General features: G+C 69.0%; 20 protein-coding genes, 1 tRNA gene and 5 pseudogenes. 12 read left to right on the top strand and 14 right to left on the bottom strand.

Translation table 11 applies throughout. The features are described from left to right. The first annotated feature begins 28 nt into the window (after positions 1–28). The 3 genes and pseudogenes from ACFVV1_RS15635 (at position 29) to ACFVV1_RS15625 (ending at position 1,258) form a co-directional block, all read left to right on the top strand. Positions 29–574, top strand: a complete 546-nt coding sequence (locus ACFVV1_RS15635; protein WP_389989744.1) for a GNAT family N-acetyltransferase — start codon at positions 29–31, stop codon at positions 572–574. A gap of 45 nt (positions 575–619) precedes the next feature. Next, positions 620–697 (top strand): annotated as a pseudogene (locus ACFVV1_RS15630) (integrase); the annotation flags it as partial. Positions 698–790: 93 nt separating this feature from the next. Continuing rightward, on the top strand, positions 791–1,258 hold the full coding sequence (locus tag ACFVV1_RS15625; protein ID WP_389989915.1) for a DUF4240 domain-containing protein: 468 nt from the start codon (positions 791–793) through the stop codon (positions 1,256–1,258). A gap of 9 nt (positions 1,259–1,267) precedes the next feature. Here the strand turns inward: ACFVV1_RS15625 and ACFVV1_RS15620 are convergent. Next, positions 1,268–1,589, bottom strand: a pseudogene (locus ACFVV1_RS15620) (UTRA domain-containing protein); the annotation flags it as partial. 4 nt (positions 1,590–1,593) lie between these two features. Here ACFVV1_RS15620 and ACFVV1_RS15615 point away from each other — a divergent pair. Then, positions 1,594–1,935 (top strand): annotated as a pseudogene (locus tag ACFVV1_RS15615) (Tn3 family transposase); the annotation flags it as partial. 53 nt (positions 1,936–1,988) lie between these two features. Here the strand turns inward: ACFVV1_RS15615 and ACFVV1_RS15610 are convergent. Then, positions 1,989–2,537 (bottom strand): GNAT family N-acetyltransferase, encoded by a 549-nt coding sequence (locus ACFVV1_RS15610; protein ID WP_389989743.1) that lies wholly within the window; start codon positions 2,535–2,537, stop codon positions 1,989–1,991. 406 nt (positions 2,538–2,943) lie between these two features. Here ACFVV1_RS15610 and ACFVV1_RS15605 point away from each other — a divergent pair, with 406 nt between their 5' ends. Next, positions 2,944–3,384 (top strand): recombinase family protein, encoded by a 441-nt coding sequence (locus ACFVV1_RS15605; RefSeq protein WP_389989742.1) that lies wholly within the window; start codon positions 2,944–2,946, stop codon positions 3,382–3,384. On the opposite strand, the pseudogene ACFVV1_RS15600 reads toward ACFVV1_RS15605, so the two are convergent. Continuing rightward, a pseudogene (locus ACFVV1_RS15600) lies at positions 3,278–3,611 on the bottom strand (Tn3 family transposase); the annotation flags it as partial. The gene ACFVV1_RS15605 and the pseudogene ACFVV1_RS15600 overlap by 107 nt on opposite strands. A gap of 191 nt (positions 3,612–3,802) precedes the next feature. Here ACFVV1_RS15600 and ACFVV1_RS15595 point away from each other — a divergent pair. Next, a complete protein-coding gene (locus ACFVV1_RS15595) occupies positions 3,803–4,099 on the top strand; it encodes a GYD domain-containing protein (RefSeq protein ID WP_389989741.1) in 297 nt (98 codons plus the stop codon). 2 nt (positions 4,100–4,101) lie between these two features. Next, positions 4,102–4,182 (top strand): annotated as a pseudogene (locus tag ACFVV1_RS15590) (integrase); the annotation flags it as partial. 86 nt (positions 4,183–4,268) lie between these two features. Here ACFVV1_RS15590 and ACFVV1_RS15585 read toward each other — a convergent pair. Next, a tRNA-Val gene (locus ACFVV1_RS15585) sits at positions 4,269–4,343 on the bottom strand. A gap of 243 nt (positions 4,344–4,586) precedes the next feature. Between ACFVV1_RS15585 and ACFVV1_RS15580 the strand changes: the two genes are divergently transcribed. The 4 genes from ACFVV1_RS15580 (at position 4,587) to ACFVV1_RS15565 (ending at position 7,903) form a co-directional block, all read left to right on the top strand. Continuing rightward, positions 4,587–5,351 (top strand): DUF4097 family beta strand repeat-containing protein, encoded by a 765-nt coding sequence (locus ACFVV1_RS15580; protein WP_389989740.1) that lies wholly within the window; start codon positions 4,587–4,589, stop codon positions 5,349–5,351. 71 nt (positions 5,352–5,422) lie between these two features. Next, positions 5,423–6,862 (top strand): hypothetical protein, encoded by a 1,440-nt coding sequence (locus tag ACFVV1_RS15575; RefSeq protein WP_389989739.1) that lies wholly within the window; start codon positions 5,423–5,425, stop codon positions 6,860–6,862. Positions 6,863–6,979: 117 nt separating this feature from the next. Next, positions 6,980–7,579, top strand: coding sequence for a DUF4383 domain-containing protein (locus ACFVV1_RS15570; protein ID WP_389989738.1), 600 nt, complete (start codon positions 6,980–6,982; stop codon positions 7,577–7,579). Between the two features lie 99 nt (positions 7,580–7,678). Continuing rightward, entirely contained in the window at positions 7,679–7,903 is a 225-nt protein-coding gene (locus ACFVV1_RS15565; RefSeq protein ID WP_093895504.1) for a zinc ribbon domain-containing protein, read from the top strand. A 27-nt stretch (positions 7,904–7,930) separates the two neighbouring features. Here ACFVV1_RS15565 and ACFVV1_RS15560 read toward each other — a convergent pair whose 3' ends face one another. From ACFVV1_RS15560 to ACFVV1_RS15545, 4 genes are all read right to left on the bottom strand, one after another. Continuing rightward, a complete protein-coding gene (locus ACFVV1_RS15560; protein WP_389989737.1) occupies positions 7,931–8,590 on the bottom strand; it encodes an O-methyltransferase in 660 nt (219 codons plus the stop codon). Positions 8,591–8,670: 80 nt separating this feature from the next. Next, the gene (locus ACFVV1_RS15555; protein WP_389989914.1) at positions 8,671–9,501 is read right to left on the bottom strand and encodes an HAD family hydrolase; all 831 of its coding nucleotides are present in this window, start codon (positions 9,499–9,501) and stop codon (positions 8,671–8,673) included. Positions 9,502–9,635: 134 nt separating this feature from the next. Continuing rightward, on the bottom strand, positions 9,636–12,221 hold the full coding sequence (locus ACFVV1_RS15550) for a phosphoribosyltransferase (protein ID WP_389989736.1): 2,586 nt from the start codon (positions 12,219–12,221) through the stop codon (positions 9,636–9,638). Positions 12,222–12,357: 136 nt separating this feature from the next. Continuing rightward, positions 12,358–13,521 carry an HpcH/HpaI aldolase/citrate lyase family protein gene (locus ACFVV1_RS15545; protein ID WP_389989735.1) on the bottom strand — a complete coding sequence of 388 codons (1,164 nt, stop codon included), beginning with the start codon at positions 13,519–13,521 and terminating at the stop codon, positions 12,358–12,360. Positions 13,522–13,742: 221 nt separating this feature from the next. Here ACFVV1_RS15545 and ACFVV1_RS15540 point away from each other — a divergent pair, with 221 nt between their 5' ends. Beyond that, positions 13,743–14,645, top strand: a complete 903-nt coding sequence (locus ACFVV1_RS15540; RefSeq protein ID WP_389989734.1) for a TerD family protein — start codon at positions 13,743–13,745, stop codon at positions 14,643–14,645. 64 nt (positions 14,646–14,709) lie between these two features. Here ACFVV1_RS15540 and ACFVV1_RS15535 read toward each other — a convergent pair whose 3' ends face one another. From ACFVV1_RS15535 to ACFVV1_RS15510, 6 genes are all read right to left on the bottom strand, one after another. Next, entirely contained in the window at positions 14,710–15,444 is a 735-nt protein-coding gene (locus ACFVV1_RS15535; protein WP_389989733.1) for a Tellurium resistance, read from the bottom strand. A gap of 177 nt (positions 15,445–15,621) precedes the next feature. Beyond that, positions 15,622–16,767 (bottom strand): DUF475 domain-containing protein, encoded by a 1,146-nt coding sequence (locus ACFVV1_RS15530; RefSeq protein WP_389989732.1) that lies wholly within the window; start codon positions 16,765–16,767, stop codon positions 15,622–15,624. A 71-nt stretch (positions 16,768–16,838) separates the two neighbouring features. After that, positions 16,839–17,414 (bottom strand): TerD family protein, encoded by a 576-nt coding sequence (locus ACFVV1_RS15525; RefSeq protein ID WP_384460342.1) that lies wholly within the window; start codon positions 17,412–17,414, stop codon positions 16,839–16,841. A 195-nt stretch (positions 17,415–17,609) separates the two neighbouring features. Continuing rightward, positions 17,610–18,185, bottom strand: coding sequence for a TerD family protein (locus ACFVV1_RS15520; protein ID WP_072483704.1), 576 nt, complete (start codon positions 18,183–18,185; stop codon positions 17,610–17,612). Between the two features lie 174 nt (positions 18,186–18,359). Further along, positions 18,360–18,818, bottom strand: a complete 459-nt coding sequence (locus tag ACFVV1_RS15515; RefSeq protein ID WP_389989731.1) for a peroxiredoxin — start codon at positions 18,816–18,818, stop codon at positions 18,360–18,362. Between the two features lie 221 nt (positions 18,819–19,039). Then, positions 19,040–19,477 carry a DUF3052 domain-containing protein gene (locus tag ACFVV1_RS15510; RefSeq protein ID WP_093895494.1) on the bottom strand — a complete coding sequence of 146 codons (438 nt, stop codon included), beginning with the start codon at positions 19,475–19,477 and terminating at the stop codon, positions 19,040–19,042. Between the last annotated feature and the right edge of the window lie 324 nt (positions 19,478–19,801).

Raw genomic sequence — 19,801 nt, 5'->3', positions numbered from 1 at the left:
GACAGACCCCCCTGACATGCTCCCTCTCATGCCACACGAACCCGCACTCGACCTTGTCCAAATCGCCGACCCACACGACGTCACCCCCGAACTCCGGCGAGAGCTGATCGACTGCTGGATCGCTGTCACCAACGCGGGCGGCGCCGCCGGATTCCCCTTCCCACCTGTCGGTGATCACGACGTCGAGCCTGCCGCGGACAAAGTCGTCGGCCGACTCAACCCGCAACAGAGCCGACTCCTCGTTGCCAAGGCCGACGGCGTTCTCGCCGGATGGGTCATCCTCAACCGCGACCCCTACCGACTCGTCGGACACTGGGGCACCATTCACCACCTCCAGACCCACCCCGACTGGCGCGGACGAGGCATCGGCGCCGCCCTCGTCCACGAACTCCGGAAGATCGCCCGAGATGAGCTGGGGCTGGAACAGCTGCATCTCGCCGCCAGGGGAGGCGAGGGGCTGGAGGACTTCTACGGACGGCTCGGATGGCGCGAGATCGGTCGCTGGCCCGGAGCCCTCCGGCTCGCACCCGACGACACCCGCGACGAGGTCCTCATGATCCTCGCCCCACTCTGATCACAGAGGCATTTCAGACAGTTCCCATACCCGACGTCACCACTACACGTCGTCCAGGACACCCAGCGCGAGGCCGTGAGCCACCTGGACCGCATGCTCAAGCGGCGTCCCGGCCGTGAGTGACCACACCCATGACCTGACCGCTCCCGTTGATGCCGGAAGTAGATGTCAAAGGCCCCCAATCGTGATCGGTTGAGGCATCCTGCCCCCGTGAGAATGACATGGGCCGACTTCTGGGCGCTGATAGACACCTTGAACGGCGAAGCCACCCAAGCAAGCTGCCAACGGCTCGCCGAAGAGCTGAGCCGCCGCTCCATCCCTGACATCATCGGCTTCGCCGAACGCCATGCCGAGGCGCTCCACCGCCTGGACCAGGAGAAGTTCGGCACCATTCCGGTCGCGGACCTGACAGGCCGAGACGGCACCCCCTTCCCGCAATCGGCCGATCATTTCCTGTACACGCGCTGCGCTGTGGTCGCCGCGGGTCAGGCCGTCTGGGAGGGCGTCTTTTTCAGCGTCGACAAGTTCGCCCCGTACACCTCGACCGAGTACGACGGTGAATGGCTGCTGTACGTGCCGGATCAGGCATACGAGCTGGCCACGGGCGAGGAGTGGGGCCGCTCGACCCGGTACTGCTTCGAGACCTTCTCCAACAAGGACGGCTGGCCGCTCCTGCGGAACTGAGGCGAGCTGTCGCCGGATGGAAATCTCGTAGACGATCTCGCACAGAGCGGCGGGCACGATGGATGTCCGCCGTCTCCACCGGCCGCCCGGCGTCGCTGTAGTACGTCCGCCAGATGTGCGTGACAAGAGCGGCCTGCTGGATGCCGAGATGCGACGCCTCCTCGGCCGTCGCCCGCCGCGGCTCCGGCTGCTCGACAGCATGGCTGACCGTGATGCCAACCGCGGCCATACGGTTCACGACGCCGGCCCCGGCATGCGGCCCACTCTCGGGCAGAACGACGAGTGAGCCTGCGGTGAGGTCGTACGGCTCCCAACTCGTCGACAGCTGCACCAGTACGGTGAACCGACAGCTCACCGTGCAGGAGTCCCGCCATCGTCTGGCCCGCGCGATCTGCCACGGCGGCCGCGGCCAGATCCGCCAGGCGTACCTCGAGGGCCAAGAAGACCAGCTCGCCACGCTCGGCCTGGTCCTCGACGCCGTGGTGCTGTGGAACACGCGCTACCTCGACGCGGCCGTCGCCCAGCTCCGCGCCGGGGGCGGCGACATCAAGGACGAGGACGTCGCCCGGCTCTCCCCGCTCAAGGACCGGCACATCAACTTCCTGGGCCGCTACCTGTTCAACATCAAGGCCAGCGGCCCCGGCCAGGGCCTGCGCCCCTTCCGGGACCCGGACGCCGTCGAAGACGACGAAGGCCGACGGCCGACACACCACCCCTTCCGGGCACGAGCTCAAGCGGGCGGCGTGACCGGGGACCACACGCCCATCCACTGTTCGGCGCCCCACGCCTCGTACCGTTGCACCTCGGTGAACCCCAGCTTCGCCGCGAGGCGCATCGAGCGGTCGTTGGCGGTCTGGGTGCAGAGCACCACCGGCTCGCCGGGAAGCGCGTCGGCGAACCAGCCGAGCGCCGCCGCGCACGCCTCGGCGGCGTACCCGCATCCCCACGCCTCTGGCAGGAGCAGGTAGCCGAGTTCGGCCTCCCCGGCATCCGGACGGACATGACTCCGACGCTCCGCGTCGCGCCGGTTGAGCTCGATGGTGCCGATCAACGCTCCGTCGAGCTCGATCACGAAAAGGCCGGGGCGCCTCTCGGGCGTCTCAGGCAACGCGCGCTCGCACTCATCACGCGGCCGAGGGCCGCCCAGGTAGGTACCCACCTCCGGCGAGGAGAACAGCTCGATGAACGCCGCACGGTCCCGGGCCTCGGGCTCGCGGAGCACGAGCCGCTCGGTCTTGATCGGGGCAGGTGGCCAGGCGACGGACCCCAGTTCAGTCATGGCGGGGGAACCTATCGCACGCTCGCCGAGCAGCACGTGCTCTCACAACTCACGAACAAGGCCACGGCTCCTCAAGGCATGAGGGATACCGAGGGGCCAGGAAGAAGCACCCGGGCCCCTCGGTATGTGACCCTCAAGCGGCCATGACGGCGTCGCACTGGCCACTTTCTGAGTGCGGGAGCCTTCAATAGACCTTCGCTTGTTTACGATCGCCGATTCAAGATCGAAAAGACCTCCAGGGCCTTCAAAAACTCCTTCGACAACCAGGGTGGTTCAACAACCCCGGACCACCCTTTTCTGAGGGAATTCCCGGCGTGAGCACGCCACTTGAACCCGACTCGTTCGAACTCCTGGTCGCCGAACCGACGGTGCCGGCGGACAGGGCAAGGACGACCTCCGCCCGGAGTTGAGGGCGTGCCACGCCTTCCTCCAGCCCGGCGACACCCTGGTGGTCCCCGCACTCGACCGCTACGGCCGCTCCCTCAAGGACCTGGTGAACGTGGTCGGTGAGCTGAGGGGCCGCGGGGTCGGCTTCACCTCGCTGCACGAGCGCCTGGACACCACCACCGCCGGCGGCCGGCTCATCTTCCACGTCTTCGCCGCCCTCGCCGAGTTCATCCGCGCGCTCATCGCCTCCGGCACCCGCGAGGGCCTGGCCGCCGCCCGCGCCCGCGGCAACGTCGGCGGCCGGCCCACCGTCGCCACCCCCGAGATCATCCGGGCCGCCCGCGATATGCTTCGACGATCGGCACCCGCCCCTGGGCCTCGATCAGCTTCGCGTTCGCCGCGGCGATGGTGTCGGCTCGCAGGTAGTACTGGTCGACGTGCACCAGCCGGGCCCGGGTGAGCGCCTCGTCCTCCGGGTCGATGACGGGGTGTAGCCGATGTTGCACGCCTCGCTCACCAGCAGTGCGACCAGGGACGTCTTCAGGTTCTCCATGCGGGTGCGGCCGTCGCCCAGGTTTGTACGAAGGCGTCCAGGAATCCGGTCCAGGAGTCGACCTCGAACAGCAGGTCCGGCAGGTCGATCTTCGGGAGCATCGCGGTGGTCTTGCGCAGCCACTTCAGGGACTCGCCGTCTACTCCACAGAGAACCGCGGCGACCGTTGGTGTCCGCTGTCGTTGATGTCAGGCGTGGATGTCAGCCTGCCCCTCGATGCCTGTGGTCGCTCGTATTGCTCGTTCGGGTGCGTATCTCGTGCAGGTTCTGGCCCAGATGTCCAGGCTTGGCCCCACGATGTGTCTCCTCGTGAAGGTGAAAAAACATGCCGACGTACGTCACCTTGCTGAGCTGGACCGATCAAGGGGTCCGAAACTACAAGGACACCGCAAAGCGCGCCGAGGCCTTCGGGTCAGCGGTACAGAAGCTCGGGGCGAAGCTCCTGAGCATCTACTGGACCGTCGGTCCGTACGACCTCGTGGCCATCGTCGAGGCGCCCGACGACGAAACTGCCACGGCAGCACTCCTGCAGCTCGGTGGGGTGGGCAATGTCCGTTCCACGACTCTGCGGGCCTTCGGCCCAGAGGAGATGGAGCGCATCATCGCCAAGGCGGCCGGCTGACGACCCACGTCGTCCAGGACACCCAGCGCGAGGCCGTGAGTCACCTGGACCGCATGCTCGAGCGGCGTCCCGGCCGTGAGTGACCACACCCATGGCCTGACCCGCTCCCGTTGATGTCAGGAGTAGCTGTCAAAGGCCCCCAACCATGATCGGTTGGGGGCCTTTGCACTGGTGGGCGCGGACGGTTTCGAACCGCCGACATCTGCTTTGTAAGAGCAGCGCTCTACCCCTGAGCTACGCACCCGTGGATGAAGCAACAGCGTACATGGACTACGGCCCACGGTCACAAACGGTGCCGGGACGGCAGTGGACGGCAGTGGACGGGGTGGCCGGGGTGGCCGCGGGGTGGCGTGGCCGTGGCGTCGTGCGGGGGATATCCCCACCCCTCATACGGTAGCCGTCCGGATTCTGCCGGTGGGGCGGCGTACGTACGGTGAAGGCCACACCGTCGGGGACCACCCGCCGGACGACTTGGGGGAAGTTCATCGTGGCACTCCGTACCCGCACTCTCATCGCGTCCGCCGGAGCCGTGCTGCTCGGTTTCGGCCTCACCGGCTGTGGCGGGGCGGATGCGGGGGACGCGCCCGCCGAGCACAAGTCGTTCGCGCTCAGTGGGAAGACGCTGACCATCCATTCCGGGCAGTCGTCGCTGGAGCTCGTACCGGCCGATGTGCAGAAGGTCGAGGTGACCCGTCGTGTCGACGGGTGGGTGGTTATCGGGAACGGGCCCGATCCCCAGTGGAAGATGCGGGACGACACGCTCACGCTCAAGGTGAAGTGCAGGGCGGTGATCAGCGACTGTGTCTCGGAGCACCGGGTGAAGGTGCCGCGCGGCGTGGCAGTGGTCGTCGAGGGGGACAACGGGAAGGTCGTCGCGTCCGGCTTCGACACTCCGCTCACCCTCCGCGCCGACAACGGGAAGGTGACCGTCCGGGACTCCAGCGGGCCGCTCAGGCTGGAGAGCGACAACGGTGGCATCGTCACCGAAAGGATTTCGGCCAAGTCCGTATCGGCGCGGTCCGACAACGGGAAGGTCCGGCTGGGATTCGCCTCCGTGCCGGATCTCGTGGACACCGTCAGTGACAACGGCGGGATCACCATCGAGCTGCCGGCCGGCTCCGTGAGGTATGCGGTGGACGCCGTGGCCGACAACGGAAGCGTCTCGGTGGACGCGCCGCGCAGCAACGACAGCAGCCACGTGGTGAAGGCCCGGAGCGGCAACGGTCAAGTCACCGTCCGAAGCGTGAACTAACCGGCCCGTGTGTTCGTCCTTACCTGGTGGGAGAATGTACCGGGCAGGGCGAAACGGCACGGGAGAGGGATGTGACGGCGACACACGCGCGGCCGCAGGCGAGAGCGGGTGGGAGTTCCGCCGTCGAGGGTGTCAAAGGTGTCAAGGATGCCGGGGGCATCGGGGGCGCCGGGGGCATCAGGAATCTCAGGGGTATCGGGGATGTCCTCGTGCTGATGTTGCTGCCTGTGCCGCTGCTCGCCGCCGCACTGCCCGCCGCGTTCGCCGGTGGCGGTACGCGGCGCTGGTTCGGCGGGCGCGGGGAGAGTCAGCGGGCCGATGCCCAGGCCGCGAAGGATGCCGCCGCTGCCGCCTTCTACGAGCTCGACACCGCCCAGCGCGATCTGCGGATCTCGGTCGAGACGATCACCGCGGTGGACAGCTCGCCCGGTGCGCGCAAGGCCGTGGACGATTTCGCCGCACTCGGCCAACGGATCGACGAGGCCAGCCATACGTACATCACCGCGGTCGACGCACACGACCTGGACCGGGACGATCTGGAGCCGGCCGTCGCGGCCCGTGCCAGGACCGAGCTGACCACCGCCAAGGACGAGCTGGTTCGGGTCAAGGGCGAGCTGGACCGGTTCGCGCAGGGTCTGGGGCCGTTGCTGGGCAACGCGGAGACGCAGCTCGCCCGGCTCGCGCCCGCCGTGGAGCGGGCCCGGCAGGCGCTCCTCGGCGCGAGCAATGCTCTCGATGCGGTGCGGGCGTCCGGACTGCGAGCGGATGATCTCGCCGCGCGACTGGCCGCCCTCGCGCCCGAGCTGACCAAGCTCAACCAGGGCGCCGGCCGGCATGGCGTTCCGGAGACCTTGCAGCGTGCCGATCGGGTGCTGCGCGACGCCGAGGCGGTACGGGCGGAGGCGGTACGGCTGCCCGAACGGGCCGCCGAGATCGACCACCGGCTGGTGTCGTTGCGTACGCGTGCCCAGGCGCTGACGACCCGGGCGGGCTCGGTGGAGCCGGTGCTGAGCGAGCTGCGGCGGCGGTTCTCGGCCGCGTGCTGGCAGGACCTCCAGCCCGTGCCGGAGCAGGCGGCGACCAATGTGCGGCAGGCCGAGGAGAAACTGAAGGAAGCCGCCGCGGCGCGGGACGAGCAGCGGTGGGCCGACGCGACCTCCCGGCTGAGCACGGTACGTGCCCTGCTGAACGCCACGGACGAGGCGGTGTCCGCCGCGGGCGACCGGCTGCACCGGCTGAACGACGTGGCCAAGGATCCGCAGCAGGAGATCCAGCGGACGCGGTTCGCGGTCCGGGACGCCCAGCGTCTGGCCATGGCCGGGCGCCACACTCCCGAACCACGCCACGCCCGCCCGCTGGACGATGCCGTGGCCCGGCTGGATCGCGCCATCGCCGGACTGGAGGAACGCCACCCGGACTACTGGCACTTCCTGACCGAGACCGAAGCCGTACGGCAGACGGCCGCGCGGGTGGTCTCCGAGATCCGTGAGGAGCGCGGAGCGGGCGCCTGAGCTGTACGGGCTCGGTTACGAGCTCTGAGGGAGGGGTAGGAACGGCCTCTTCGGTTTCCTGATGTGCGGCAGCAACACCGTGGGCGGATCCTGGTAGTACGCCTGAAGGAGACCGACATGGCCACCCATGTACTGCACGCCCCCGGACGGCGCACCCCGCGCCGCCGTCGCAGGACCACCCCGCTCGACAAGCACCTGCCCGTCGATCACCGGCTCAACCGCGTCTACCGGGTCGGGGCGGGGCTGATGGGACTGGTGCTGCTCGCCTTCGGAATCCTGGGGCTGATCGACAAGATCGGCTTCTTCAGCACCGGCGGAGCCACCGTCGCGGGCCTCAACACCAACGGCGCCCTCAGCGTTCTGTCCATCTGTGTCGGTCTGCTGCTGTTCATCGGGATGGTGATCGGCGGCAACATCGCCTCGACGCTCAACATGATTCTGGGCATCGCCTTCATCCTCAGCGGCTTCGTCAATCTCGCCCTGCTCGATACCGACTACAACTTCCTCGCCTTCCACCTCCAGAACGTGCTGTTCAGCTTCGTGGTCGGACTGATGCTGATGGTCTTCGGGATGTACGGGCGGGTCAGCGGCGGCCTTCCGCACGACAATCCGTACTGGCGGGCCCGCCACCCCGAGGAGGCCGAGCAGGAACTGCGGAGGGTTCGGCGCGCCACGACAGCGGCAATGCCGGTCGTCCGTCGCTCCGACCACCCGTAAACCCGGGACCCGACCACCCGTAAACCCGGGACCCGTAACCCGGGACCCGGGACCCGCAACTCGTACTTCGTCCCGGTCCGTGCCGGATAGCCTGGGCGCATGCCTCGTTACGAGTACCGCTGCCGCTCCTGCGGAGACACGTTCGAACTCAGCCGCCCGATGGCCCAGTCCTCGGACCCGGCCTCCTGCCCCGCCGGGCACGCCGACACCGTGAAGCTGCTGTCCACCGTGGCCGTGGGCGGGTCGTCGGCCAAGTCCGCGCCCGCCGCCCCGTCGGCCGGCGGTGGCGGGGGCGGCTGCTGCGGCGGGGGTTGCTGCGGCTGAGAGAGCGGGCGGCCGGGCCGGCGGCTCCTACCGCTTCCGGGAGAGCGTCAGACCGTCGGCCACCGTGAGCAGCACGCTGTCCATCCGCGGATCGGCGGCCACATGGTCATTGAATTCCTTGATCGCCGCCGCTCCGCCGGTCGCCTGCGGGTCGGTCACCCCGCCGTGGAAGAGCACGTTGTCCGTGACGACGAGGCCACCCTGCCGCATCCGGGGCACCAGTTCTTCCCAGTACGGGATGTAGTTGCCCTTGTCCGCGTCGAGATAGGCGAGGTCGATGTGCGGCTCGGCCGGCATCGCCCGCAGTGTGTCGAGCGCGGGGGCGATACGGAGCTCGATCCGGTCGGCGACGCCCGCCTTCTCCCAGGCCTCGCGCCCGTACGCGGTCCACTCCTCCGAGATGTCACAGGCGATCAGCCGCCCGTCCGCGGGCAGCGCCTGTGCCATCGACAGGGCGGAGAAGCCGGTGAACGTCCCGACCTCCACGATGTGCCGGGCCCCGGTCAGCCGGACGAGGAAGGCGAGCAGCGGCCCCTGTTCCTCGGCGGACTGCATGCCGGCGTGCTCGGGCAGGCGGGCGTACGTGGTCTCGACGAGCTCGCGCTGCACCGCGTCGAGCGGTGGATTGTGCGCCAGCATGTACGCGTACAGCTCGTCCGTGATCTTGGTTTCGTTGCCCTTGGACATCGCTGCTCCTCGTCGGTCGTACCGGGCGGCCGGGCCCGGGCTGTTCTCTGTTCCCGTCCCGGCCCCGTCCTCACATACTGCTACTGCCTGCCGGACGAGGGCGTCCGCCCCGGGCCCGAGGCCCGCAGAAAGTACCGCAGGATCTCCTCGCCCGCCGCCACGCCGCGCTCGGCCGTCACGTCGACGTGCGCGGCGCTCCAGCCGGTGTCGGCGAGTTCGCCGTGGTCCGGGCGCCAGGCGTGGTCGGCGGCGAGGAGCAGGTCGGCGTCGAGGAGGCTGTCACCGGCGGCGAGAGTGAGCGTGGCGCCGGTGCGTCGGGCGACCTCGTTCATGGCGGCGCTCTTGGTGAGCGGGCCCGGCACGGCGTAGATCTTGCGGCCCTGGAGGGAGACCGTCCAGCCGCGGGTCTCCGCCCACTGTCCCAACTCCTTGACCCAGCCCTCCGGCAGCAGCGAGCGTTCGACGACGAGGTAGGCGAAGAGGTCCTCGGCGACCCGTTCCTTGAGCAGCCAGACGGGGTCGGCCGCGGCCAGGAGATGGGCGCGGACCTCGGCGAGCGAGGCGCATTCGTCGGCGAGCCGACGGGCCACCCGTGTCTGCCAGTCGGGGTCGGACACCCCGTCGACCAGGAGGTGTCCCCCGTTGGCGCAGATCGCGAACCGCGGTGCGGGGCCGGGGAGATGGATGCGCCCGTACTGCTCGCGCGTGCGGGTGGTCGTGGGGACGAAGACCGTGGAGCGGGCGAGCTCGCCGAGCAGTGTCGCGGCCGTCTCGGTCAGATAGGAGAGCGGCTTGTGTTCGTACACCTCTACGCAGAGCAGCCGGGGGGCCTCGGCGTCCGGCATGGGGAGCTGGAGCGCCGCAGCCGAGTAGATCAGGGTGCGGTCGAGGTCGCTGGCGACCAGCGTCACGGGGGCGGCCGAAGTGGCTGGAACGGCCGAGGCGGCGGGGACGGCCGAGGCGGCGGGGACGGCACAGGTAGCGGGGACGGCACAGGTAGCGGGGACGGCACAGGTGGCCGGGACGGCAGAGGTGGCCGGGGTGGTCACTTCGACTCCACCGCCCTGCCGTCCGCGCCCGTCGCGCCCCTGGTGTACTTCGGGTGGATCAGCCCGACGCAGGTGTACGGGAGTTCGTCGACCTCCTCGATCGGTACGCCCCGCTGCTCGGCCAGCAGACGGATGTGCTCCAGGTCCGCGCCCGCGCCACGCTTGGCGAGGATCTTCCACGGAACGCGGCGCAGCAGTACGCGGGTCGTCTCCCCGACGCCCGGCTTGACGAGGTTCACATCGTGGATGCCGTGCTCCTCGCTGATGCGTTCCACCGCGGCCCAGCCTTCCCAGGTGGGCGCGCGGTCGGCCGCAAGCAGCTCCTTGACCTCGGCGTCCACCGCCTCGGCGACCTCGTCGAAGTGGGCGGCGACGGTGTCGAGGAAGTGGCCGGACACATCGGCGTCCGAAAGCTCCCGGTAGAACTTCGCACCGTGGAAGTCGTCCGGGCCGACCAGGTCGGAGCGCAGGACGGTCCGCGAAATCAGCCCGGAAACGGTTGAGTTGAGACAGGCGGACGGAATGAGGAAGTCCTCGCGGGTGCCGTAGGTGCGGACGCAGCCGCCCGGGTCGGCCAGGACCGCGATCTCGGGGTTGAAGCCGTCGAACTCGGCGAGCGCCACGGCAAGTTCGCGGGTGATCGCCCCCTTGCCGGTCCAGCCGTCGACGAAGACGACATCCGCCGGATCGTGGTGGGCGGCCAGCCAGCGCAGCGCGGTGGCGTCGATACCGCGCCCGCGGACGATGGAGATGGCGTAGTGCGGCAGGTCGAGCCCGTGCCGGTGCCGGGCCCAGTGGCGCATGAGTACGCCGACGGGGGTGCCGGCCCTGGCGAGCGAAACCAGGACGGGGCGCGGCGTCCGCTCGGCGAGAACCGTCTCGGTGACGGTTCCCACGGCACGGGCGACGCGGGCGGCCGACAGCTCCAGCGCAGCCTTGAAGAGGCCCTGGTACTGGGCGGACGGCTGGTATTCGACGGGCAGCGACTCGGCGTAGTGCGCGCCACCGCTCTGTATCGCCTCCTCGCGCTCCTCGATGGGCGCCTCCAGCTCGGTCTCCGAGAGGTCCTGGAGCAGCCAGCCGACGTCGTCCGGTGCGTAGGAGGAGAAGGCGGGGCCACGGAGGGGCTCGGGCAGCATGGGGGGTTCCTGCCGTTCGGAGACGTACGAGGGGAGGTCCGACGCGAGGTGTGCGGGACGGTCCGACCGGACCTCCGACGGGACGTACGACGGGACGACCGCGAGCAGGACGTGGTCGGCGTGTGCGGCGAGCTGCGCCAACAGGCCGTCGGGGGCGTGGAGTTCGGGGGTGTCGGCGGTGGAGTCGACGGCCACGACCACGGCATCGAAACCGGCGCCCGCGACGTTGTACGCGTACCGGTCGCCGGGTCCGTCGGCCGGGTTGTCGTGGGCCGGGAAGACCAGCCGGCTGCGTATCGCGTAGCCGGGGTCGTCGACGGCGAGGACGGGGGAACGCGTGGTGGTGGAGTAGCGCACCTCCGCGTCGATGCGGTCCTCCAGGGCCGTGCCCAGGCGGAGGGGGGCGTACATGAGCTCCTCGAAGCCGAGGATCAGTACGCGGCGGGCGTCGCCCAGTGCCGCGGCGACGCGGGCTGCCATGGCCGGGAGGGCCGGCTCCAGGGCGGCCCGGTGGGCGGGGGTGAAGCCGTGCCGTCCGCCGTCGGGCACACCGGCGGGCCACTGGAGGTCCACCCGGGTGCACGGCCGGCGAACAGTCCCGGCGGCCGGTTCCGGGGCCGTGGAACCGGCCGCTTCCGGGCGCGCGGCGGCGGCGCTCTCCTGCGCGGCGACCAGTGCCCGGCCCTTCTCCAGGACGCCCTCCGGGAGAGCGACCGTGCCCGAGCTCCTCGCCACCAGGTCGACACGCGCGCCGATCTCCGCGGCGAACTCGGTCAGCCGTCCCCGGTCGGCCGCGGACCGCATGTCCACCAGGGCGACGATGACGTACCGGCTCCGCGGGTACCGCTCATGCAGCGCCCGGATGGTGTTGAGCACGGTGTTGCCCGTGGAGAACTCGTCGTCCACCAGCACCAGGGGCGCGTCCGCCACGGGCGCGCCTGCGCCTGCCGGGTCGGACTCGCCCGCCAGCAGGTTCGGGTCCTCGGGGAGCAGCAGGTGCGAGGTGGCGTGCGAGTGCGATTCCTCGAAGCCGCCTGCCCGCGCCACGCCGTCGACGGGGCGGCGTGTCGAGTGCAGGTACGGCGCCACGCCGAGCCCGTCGGCGACCGCGTGGCCGAGACCGGTGGCCGTCTCCGCGTAACCGAGCACGACCGCCCGGCGGGCCTCGGCGTCACCGAGGAGTGCGTGCACCCGCCGGCCGAGCTCGAATCCGGCGCCGTACACCACGGAAGGCTTCTGCGGCACGTGCTTGCCGAGCACGTTGGACACGAGCAGGTGGGCCCGCTTGGGGTTGCGGCGCAGGGCGAGGCCCAGCAGCTCTCTCAGCTCCCCGTCGCCGTCGGGCTTTCCGTCGCCGACGAGGTCGACGCCCAGTCGCTCCGCCACCCAGCTGCCCGACCACACCACGTTCGCCGTCTCTTTCCTTGCCGCGCGCTCGCTCATCGAGACACGCTCGTTCCACGAGGCCCACGCGCTCGCGCTCGCGCTCGCACTCGCACTCGCACACACGATCCACGAACCGCGCTGCCCCCACAGGGCCCGTTGCCCCCGAGAGGCCCGCTCGCACCGAAACGCCCGCTCATTCCGCGAGGCCCGCGGCCAGCAGATCCACGAAGCCGACGTCTTCCCTCGCCACGCCGAAGACCTCGGCCCGCTGCAGGGTCCGCTCGGCCCAGGCGCGGTGCGGCTTCACTTCGTTCATCTTGTTCGTGTACACGGAGCGCATGACGCCGCCGCCGCCGCGTTCCGGCCGCAGGATGTCCTGGGCGTCGCTGAATTCCTCGTGGCTGACCACGGACAGCGCGTGCACGGGCGCGACGTGCGACGGGTGGATGCAGGTCTTGCCCAGCAGGCCGTTGGCCCGGTCGAGCTCGATCTCGCGCAGCAGCCCGTCCAGGTCGTGCTCGATCAGTGCCGTACGCAGTTCCTCGGCCCGGCCCTCCAGGAAGGGGCTGCGGCGCAGCTGCGGTTTGAACATGCGCTCCTGGAGCCGGAAGTACTCCCACACCGGACCGGTGATCGTGAAGCCCGTGCCGTCCGCGCGGCCCAGCACATTGACCACGTCGGCGATGACGGCACCGACGATCTGTACGTCGTACGCCGTCATGTCGGGCGCCCTGCGGAGCCCGTACGCCGAGCAGAAGTCGGTGACGCCGAGCCGCAGTGCGAGCACCCGCTCGCGGTACTTGTCGACGGTGCGGGCTATTCCCTGGAGTGTTTCCGCGCGGGTCTCCAGATGCAGCAGCTCGGGCGATTCGAGAACCGGCATCGCGAACAGCCGCTGCCCACACGCCTTTTCGGCGCTGACGACCGCTTCCATGAAGGGCACGCCACGCTCTTCGGTGAACTTGGGAAGTACAAAACCAGACAACAAACGGACCGCGGAGCCGAGCCGCTGCACCAGATCGGCGATCTGGCCCGGTTCCCGGACCCGGATGAAGAGCAGAGGCGCCTCCGCGCCCCGCGCGTCGAGGTCGGCGAACTGTCTGACCAGGTTCTCCTCGGCGTCGACGACCTCGGAGTCGTCGATCGAATCCTCCAGGCACAGCACCATCGAGACGACCCCGCGCCCGGCCTGCTTGACGACGTCGTCAGCAAGTCTCGGCCTGGTGGCAGGGCTGTACAGGGTCGCTCCCAGGGCGGCCGAAAGCGTGCGGGCCGACGAGCCCGCGCCGAACTCGCACGGCTCCTGGAAGAACAGACCCTCTCGCACAGCGGGCGCAATATGCCCGAAATGACGCATGTGATTCCCCCGTAGCTGCCTGGTCGACCGGAAAACGTATGGCCGGTAATAGTACGTACGAGCGGGTGTCGACAGTTCCCCACGTGCATGAATTCCGGGTAACTCGTCCATTTCCCGACGGGTCGGAACCCTGCGGACGACGTGGTTCCGACGCGCCGCCGAGACATCCGGTGCGACCCCCACGTTGTCCGCACGGGCAGCCAGCAGGCAGGATGACGGGCATGACGCACGCGATGGTGAAAGGCTCGAACGTCCCTCTGGACGCCTTGGCCGTACGGGCCGTGCTGTGCTGGACCCCGGGCGCCGGAGTTCCGGATGTGGACGCCTCGGCCCTGCTGCTCGGAGCCGGTGGCCGCGTGCGCTCGGACGAGGACTTCGTCTTCTACAACCAGCCCCGCCACCCCTCCGGCCTGGTACGACGGCTGCCGAAGCGCAGCGTCCCCGAAGGGCTCACGGACAGCATCGAGGCCGACCTCGGCGCGCTCGACCCCTCCGTCGACCAGGTGGTCGTCGCCGCGTCCTCCGACGGAGCCGCATTCGCTCAGGTAGGCGATCTGCGCATCCTGCTGTACGACGCGGCGTCGGCAGGCGGGGACCCGCTCGCCGTCTTCGACGTGCGGCCGGAGACCGGCGAGGAGACGGCGATCATCTGCGGCGAGCTCTACCGGCGCGGCGATGGCTGGAAATTCCGGGCCGTGGGACAGGGCTATCCGACCGGTCTGGTGGGGCTGGCGACCGCCTTCGGTATCTCGGTGGACGAGACGGAGGCCGCGGCGGAGCCCGCGCCCTCGCCCGTAGGCGCTCCTTCGCCTGCCATGGCCCCCTCGCCCTCCCCCGTGACGGCGCCCGGCTTCCCGCCGCCCGCGCCCACGTTCCCGCCCGCACCGGCGCCCGGTCCGGACTCGCAGATCACGGTCCAGCACCAGCAGCCCGCGTACGGCTACCCGCAGCCCGCGGTGGCCCAGCCGGCTCCCCGGGCCGTGCCCCAGCCCTCGTACGGCTATCCGCAGCCCGCCACCGCCCAGCCCGCCTACGGCTACCCGCAGCCCGCCGCGGCGGCGGCGCCCGCCCCCGACCCGAACTTCGTGCTGCCGCCGCAGGGGCCGCAGTTCGTACGGTCCTGAGACGGCCTGCGCCCCCTCGGACCTCAGGCCCGGCGCTCAGACCCGGGGCCTCGGACCAGGGGCCTCAGGTCCGGGACTTGTAGCCGCGTCCCCACTGCATGCCCCAGCCGTACAGCCGGTCCAGCTCCGACTGGAACCCGTACACGAACTTCACCTCGCGCCGCACGATCAGCTCGTCCTTGATGTTCTCCACCGTGAACACGGCGCAGGAGCGGGCCTCCGGGGCGTGCTCGTCGAGATCGATCTCGATCCGCGGGCCGTTGCCCGGGTAGAGCGTCACCTTGGCGTGCGTACGGTCGAAGGCCGGCGTCTGGTCGTAGATGTAGACGAAGAACAGCAGCCGCTTGATCTGGTCGCGCTGGTCGAGATTGACGTAGACGGTCTCGCCCGACGGCGCCCCGAAGCGGTCGTCCCCGCTGAGCCGGATGTACGGCGGTGCGTTCAGGTCGCCCATGAGGTTGCCCAGCGGCTGGACCACGCCCTTGGTGCCGTCCTTCAGCTCGTACATGCAGCCCAGGTCCAGGTCGACATTGACCACGCCCTGGGTGTGCGCCTGGACCACATCGGGCTTGAAGAGCTTCATGGGCCGCAGCAGCCGGCCGCTCTGCCGCGACCTGCCCTCGATGTCGGACGTACGCATCCGCCAGGAGAGGTTGACCCGCATATTGCCGGTCAGCGCACCCTGTTTGGTCAGTGAGACCGTGGCGTGCCGCTTGGAGAGCACGATGGAGTTGGTCGACGCGTTGCCCGACTCGAACTGCGCCTCTCTCCGTGGCCACAGGCTGTCCCAGAACGCCATCCCCAACCCCCACACGTATCGGTAGAAACACAAGTGACCCGGCCCTGCGGCCGCCCCGTGCGTCGCACCGGGCGCCCACATCACTGCGGGGCGGCCGCCGGGCCGGACCCGGGTGTTCCCGGAGAACCGTCGCCGTACGGACCGCCCCGCTGAGAGCGTTCCTCAATCCCTACCGGGTCACACCCCGGACGGGACTTCTGCCTTGGAACCCGCGTCGTCGCCCCCGCCCGCGGCCTCCAGCGCCTTGTTGCGCCGCACCGAGGACCAGAAGGACCAGCCGATCAGCGCGACACCGACGAAGCCGGTGATGAGCTCGTTGATCTCGTACTGGATGGTGACGAGGAGGATGACGGCCAGCGCGCCGATGGCGTAGTGGGCGCCGTGCTCCAGGTAGACGTAGTCGTCGAGGGTGCCCTGGCGGACCAGGTAGACCGTGAGCGAACGGACGTACATGGCGCCGATACCGAGGCCGAGGGCCATCAGCACAATGTTGTTGGTGATGGCGAAGGCACCGATGACGCCGTCGAACGAGAAGGACGCGTCGAGCACTTCCAGGTACAGGAACATGAAGAACGCGGCCTTGCCGGAGAGCGCGATCGCGGAGATCCTCTTGCCGCTCTTCCTGGCCTCGTCCTCCGCCTCGTGCTCCCGCTCCTCCTCTTCCTCCAGCTTGTTCTCGAAGAAGCTGGAGAGACCGCCGACGATGAGGTAGGTGATCAGACCCGCGATTCCGGCGAGCAGGACGGTCTCCGCCTTGTCCGCGTGGCCGCCGCCGTGCTGGTGCGCGCTCGTCGCGAAGGTCATGGACGAGATCAGCAGCACGATCAGCGCGATGCAGACCGACAGCATGTCGACCTTGCCGAGCTTGGCGAGCGGGCGCTCGATCCAGCGCAGCCACTGGATGTCACGGTCCTCGAAAATGAAGTCGAGGAAGATCATCAGCAGGAACATGCCACCGAACGCGGCAATCGCCGGGTGGGCGTCCGTGACCAGTTCCTGATAGCGGTCGGGCTGACTGAACGAGAGATCGACCGCTTCGATCGGGCCCAGCTTGGCGGTGATGGCCACGATCACGACGGGGAACACCAGCCGCATGCCGAAGACCGCGATGAGCACACCGACCGTGAGGAAGATCTTCTGCCAGAAGGCATTCATCTTCTTCAGGATTCCGGCGTTGACCACCGCATTGTCGAAGGACAGCGAGATCTCCAGGACGGAAAGAATCGCGACCACGCCGAAGGCTTCCCACCCCCCGTAGATCACCGCTGCGACCAGGCCGAGCGCGGTAATCGCGAACGACCAGCCGAAGGTTTTCAGAAGCACTGGCTACCCCATCGTGTGTGTAACGGGTCTCCCCCGGGTGTGTGCGGGGCTCCCCCGCGCTGTGCGCGGCTTTACGAAACGTTGACCCCGAAGTCTAGAGCGATGCCGCGCAGTCCGGACGCGTACCCCTGTCCCACCGCACGGAACTTCCACTCGCCGTTGTACCGATAGAGCTCGCCGAAGATCATCGCCGTTTCCGTCGAGGCGTCCTCGGTGAGGTCGTAGCGCGCGAGTTCCTGGCCGTCCGCCTGGTTCACCACGCGGATGAACGCATTGCTGACCTGACCGAAGGTCTGTCCTCGATTGTCCGCTTCGTGGATCGAAACCGGAAAAATGATCTTGTCGCAGTGCGCGGGTACCTGAGTGAGATTCACGATGACCGACTCGTCGTCGCCCTCGCCCTCACCCGTGAGGTTGTCGCCGGTGTGCTCCACGGAGCCGTCGGGACTCTTGAGGTTGTTGTAGAACACGAACCATTCGTCGCCGAGCACCCGGCCCGACTGGCACAGCAGCGCGCTGGCGTCGAGGTCGAAGTCGGCGCCCGTGGTGGATCGTGCGTCCCAGCCGAGCCCGACCAGCACCTGGGTGAGGTTGGGTGCGGCCTTGGAGAGGGAGACGTTGCCTCCCTTGGCGAGTGTGACGCCCATGGTGTGTCCTCCCCGAGTCGATGAACCGTTTGTTGAGCCGTCGAGCTGTTGAGCCGTCGAGCCTTCGCGCTGTCGAGCCTTCGAGCCGTTGACCTGTCCAGCGCGTCCGGCGCCGCACATCGTGCGGCGCCGGACGGAAATACGTGCTGACGTCGGCCGGACGGAGCCGCGGCGGCTCTGTCCGGCCTCGCCTTCTCAGACGTTGACGCCGAAGTCCTGCGCGATGCCGCGCAGCCCCGAGGCGTAACCCTGACCGATGGCACGGAACTTCCACTCCGCCCCGTTGCGGTACAGCTCGCCGAAGACCATGGCGGTCTCCGTCGAGGCGTCCTCGCTCAGGTCGTAGCGCGCCAGCTCGCTGTTGTCCGCCTGGTTGACCACGCGGATGTACGCGTTGCGCACCTGGCCGAAGCTCTGCTGCCGGGTCTCGGCCTCGTAGATCGAGACCGGGAAGACGATCTTGTCGACATCGGCCGGAACGCCGGCCAGGTTCACCTTGATGACCTCGTCGTCGCCCTCGCCCTCACCGGTGAGGTTGTCGCCGGTGTGCTCCACGGAGCCGTCGGGGCTCTTGAGGTTGTTGAAGAAGACGAAATTGCCGTCGCTGCCGACCTTGCCCTCGGCGTTCGTCAGCAGGGCGCTGGCGTCGAGGTCGAAGTCACCACCGGTGGTGGTACGAGCGTCCCAGCCCAGACCCACGATGACCGCGGTCAGGTTGGGCGCGGCCTTGGTCAGCGAGACGTTGCCGCCCTTGCTGAGGCTGACTCCCACGAGTCCTCCCATTGGTTTCCTTGGGGGCCGGCAGGCGCCGGCGCCTCCACGTTGCGTTGGCATCCGATCAACGATCGGATCCTAGTGACCGGTTCCCGGTCAAAGCAGGCTTTTGGCCGGGTCTCCCGCAGATCCACCGGCCCGGAGCGAGGGCCCCGGATCAGCGAACCCGGATCAGAGCGTGTCGAGCGCCTTGATGTAGTCGTTGAGGTCGCGCGCGTCGGGCAGACCGTTGACGACGGTCCAGCGCACCACGCCCTCCTTGTCGATGATGAAGGTGCCGCGCACCGCGCAGCCCTTCTCCTCGTCGAAGACGCCGTAGGCCCGCGAGGTCTCGCCGTGCGGCCAGAAGTCCGACACCAGCGGATACTCCAGGCCCTCCTGCTCGGCGAAGACGCGCAGGGTGTGGATGGAGTCGTTGGAGACGGCGAGCAGCTGCGTGTCGGCGTTCTCGAACTTCGGCAGCTCGTCGCGGAGCGCGCAGAGCTCACCCGTGCACACGCCGGTGAAGGCGAACGGGTAGAACAGCAGCACGACATTCTTCTCGCCGCGGAAGTCGGAGAGCTTCACGGTCCGGCCGTGGTTGTCCTTCAGCTCGAAATCCGGGGCCTGGGTGCCGACCTCGATCGCCATGAAACGCGTCCCTTCGCTACGTTCACCGGGCTGGGCTGTCCGGGTGCCTCCCACCCTACGCAGAGCCCGCAGCAGGCCGCGCAGCGCCCGTAGCGGCCGTGCGGCACCCGCGCGGGGGACCCGGCGACCGGGAAACGCGGGTCGCCCGTCGACCGAGAAAGAAGACCCCCGGCGGTCCATGCCGTCGGGGGTCTTCGGGGCGAGTGCGTGGCGAACGCGGTTCAGCGCTTGGCTTTGGCCGCCTTCGGTGTGACCAGACGGCTACCTGTCCAGTCCTTGCCCGCATTGATGCTCTTGGTCTGGGAGAGACCGGCGGTCTGTGCAGCCTCGTTGATGTCGCTCGGTTCGACGTATCCGTCACGGCCGGTCTTCGGCGTCATCAGCCAGACCGCGCCGCCGTCCTCGATCAGACCAATGGCATCCACCAGCGCGTCCGTAAGGTCGCCGTCCTCGTCGCGGAACCACAGCAGGACGACGTCTGCGACGTCGTCGTAGTCCTCATCGACGAGATCCTGGCCGATTGTGGCCTCAATGCCCTCACGGAGCTCCTGCTCGACGTCGTCGTCGTAGCCGATCTCCTGGACCACCTGTCCGGGCTCGAACCCCAGGCGTGCTGCCGGGTTGGTCCGCTCCTCCGCGTGGTCCGCGGTCGCGCTCACGGGTTGCCTCCTGATCATGTTTCGGAAAATGCTTCAGCCACGCGCGTGCGCGGGGCGTTGGCCGTAGTCCACACGGGAGCGGCGGATCGCGCAAGTACCCAGCATGCGAGACCGCCTAAACGGGGACGTTCCCTGCCACGTCGCCGTACGGTCGGCAGCCCCTCGCGGGGCCGACGCCACCCTCCACACCCTTTACGTCCTTCCACAGCTTATGCCGTTTCGGTCCGCCATTCGGAGTCGAACATCCTTTGGGAACGGTTGGACGGGTTGGGCGTAAGGTTGCGGTTTGGACCAGCACATCCCTGCGCCGCGGACGTGATGCCT

The sequence above is a fragment of the Streptomyces sp. NPDC058092 genome (genome assembly GCF_042884935.1).
Classification (GTDB): domain Bacteria; phylum Actinomycetota; class Actinomycetes; order Streptomycetales; family Streptomycetaceae; genus Streptomyces.
The sequence above is the reverse complement of the archived record's forward strand: the minus strand, read 5'-3'. Positions and strand labels throughout refer to the sequence as shown.

What these genes read in the sequence shown, in the direction of transcription:
- ACFVV1_RS15610 (WP_389989743.1), bottom strand. Translation starts at nt 2,537, where the DNA reads ATGACTGAACTGGGGTCCGTCGCCTGGCCACCTGCCCCGATCAAGACC.
- ACFVV1_RS15595 (WP_389989741.1), top strand. Translation starts at nt 3,803, where the DNA reads ATGCCGACGTACGTCACCTTGCTGAGCTGGACCGATCAAGGGGTCCGA.
- ACFVV1_RS15635 (WP_389989744.1), top strand. Translation starts at nt 29, where the DNA reads ATGCCACACGAACCCGCACTCGACCTTGTCCAAATCGCCGACCCACAC.
- ACFVV1_RS15540 (WP_389989734.1), top strand. Translation starts at nt 13,743, where the DNA reads ATGACGCACGCGATGGTGAAAGGCTCGAACGTCCCTCTGGACGCCTTG.
- ACFVV1_RS15525 (WP_384460342.1), bottom strand. Translation starts at nt 17,414, where the DNA reads ATGGGCGTCACACTCGCCAAGGGAGGCAACGTCTCCCTCTCCAAGGCC.
- ACFVV1_RS15535 (WP_389989733.1), bottom strand. Translation starts at nt 15,444, where the DNA reads ATGGCGTTCTGGGACAGCCTGTGGCCACGGAGAGAGGCGCAGTTCGAG.
- ACFVV1_RS15565 (WP_093895504.1), top strand. Translation starts at nt 7,679, where the DNA reads ATGCCTCGTTACGAGTACCGCTGCCGCTCCTGCGGAGACACGTTCGAA.
- ACFVV1_RS15560 (WP_389989737.1), bottom strand. Translation starts at nt 8,590, where the DNA reads ATGTCCAAGGGCAACGAAACCAAGATCACGGACGAGCTGTACGCGTAC.
- ACFVV1_RS15570 (WP_389989738.1), top strand. Translation starts at nt 6,980, where the DNA reads ATGGCCACCCATGTACTGCACGCCCCCGGACGGCGCACCCCGCGCCGC.
- ACFVV1_RS15550 (WP_389989736.1), bottom strand. Translation starts at nt 12,221, where the DNA reads ATGAGCGAGCGCGCGGCAAGGAAAGAGACGGCGAACGTGGTGTGGTCG.
- ACFVV1_RS15545 (WP_389989735.1), bottom strand. Translation starts at nt 13,521, where the DNA reads ATGCGTCATTTCGGGCATATTGCGCCCGCTGTGCGAGAGGGTCTGTTC.
- ACFVV1_RS15625 (WP_389989915.1), top strand. Translation starts at nt 791, where the DNA reads ATGACATGGGCCGACTTCTGGGCGCTGATAGACACCTTGAACGGCGAA.
- ACFVV1_RS15515 (WP_389989731.1), bottom strand. Translation starts at nt 18,818, where the DNA reads ATGGCGATCGAGGTCGGCACCCAGGCCCCGGATTTCGAGCTGAAGGAC.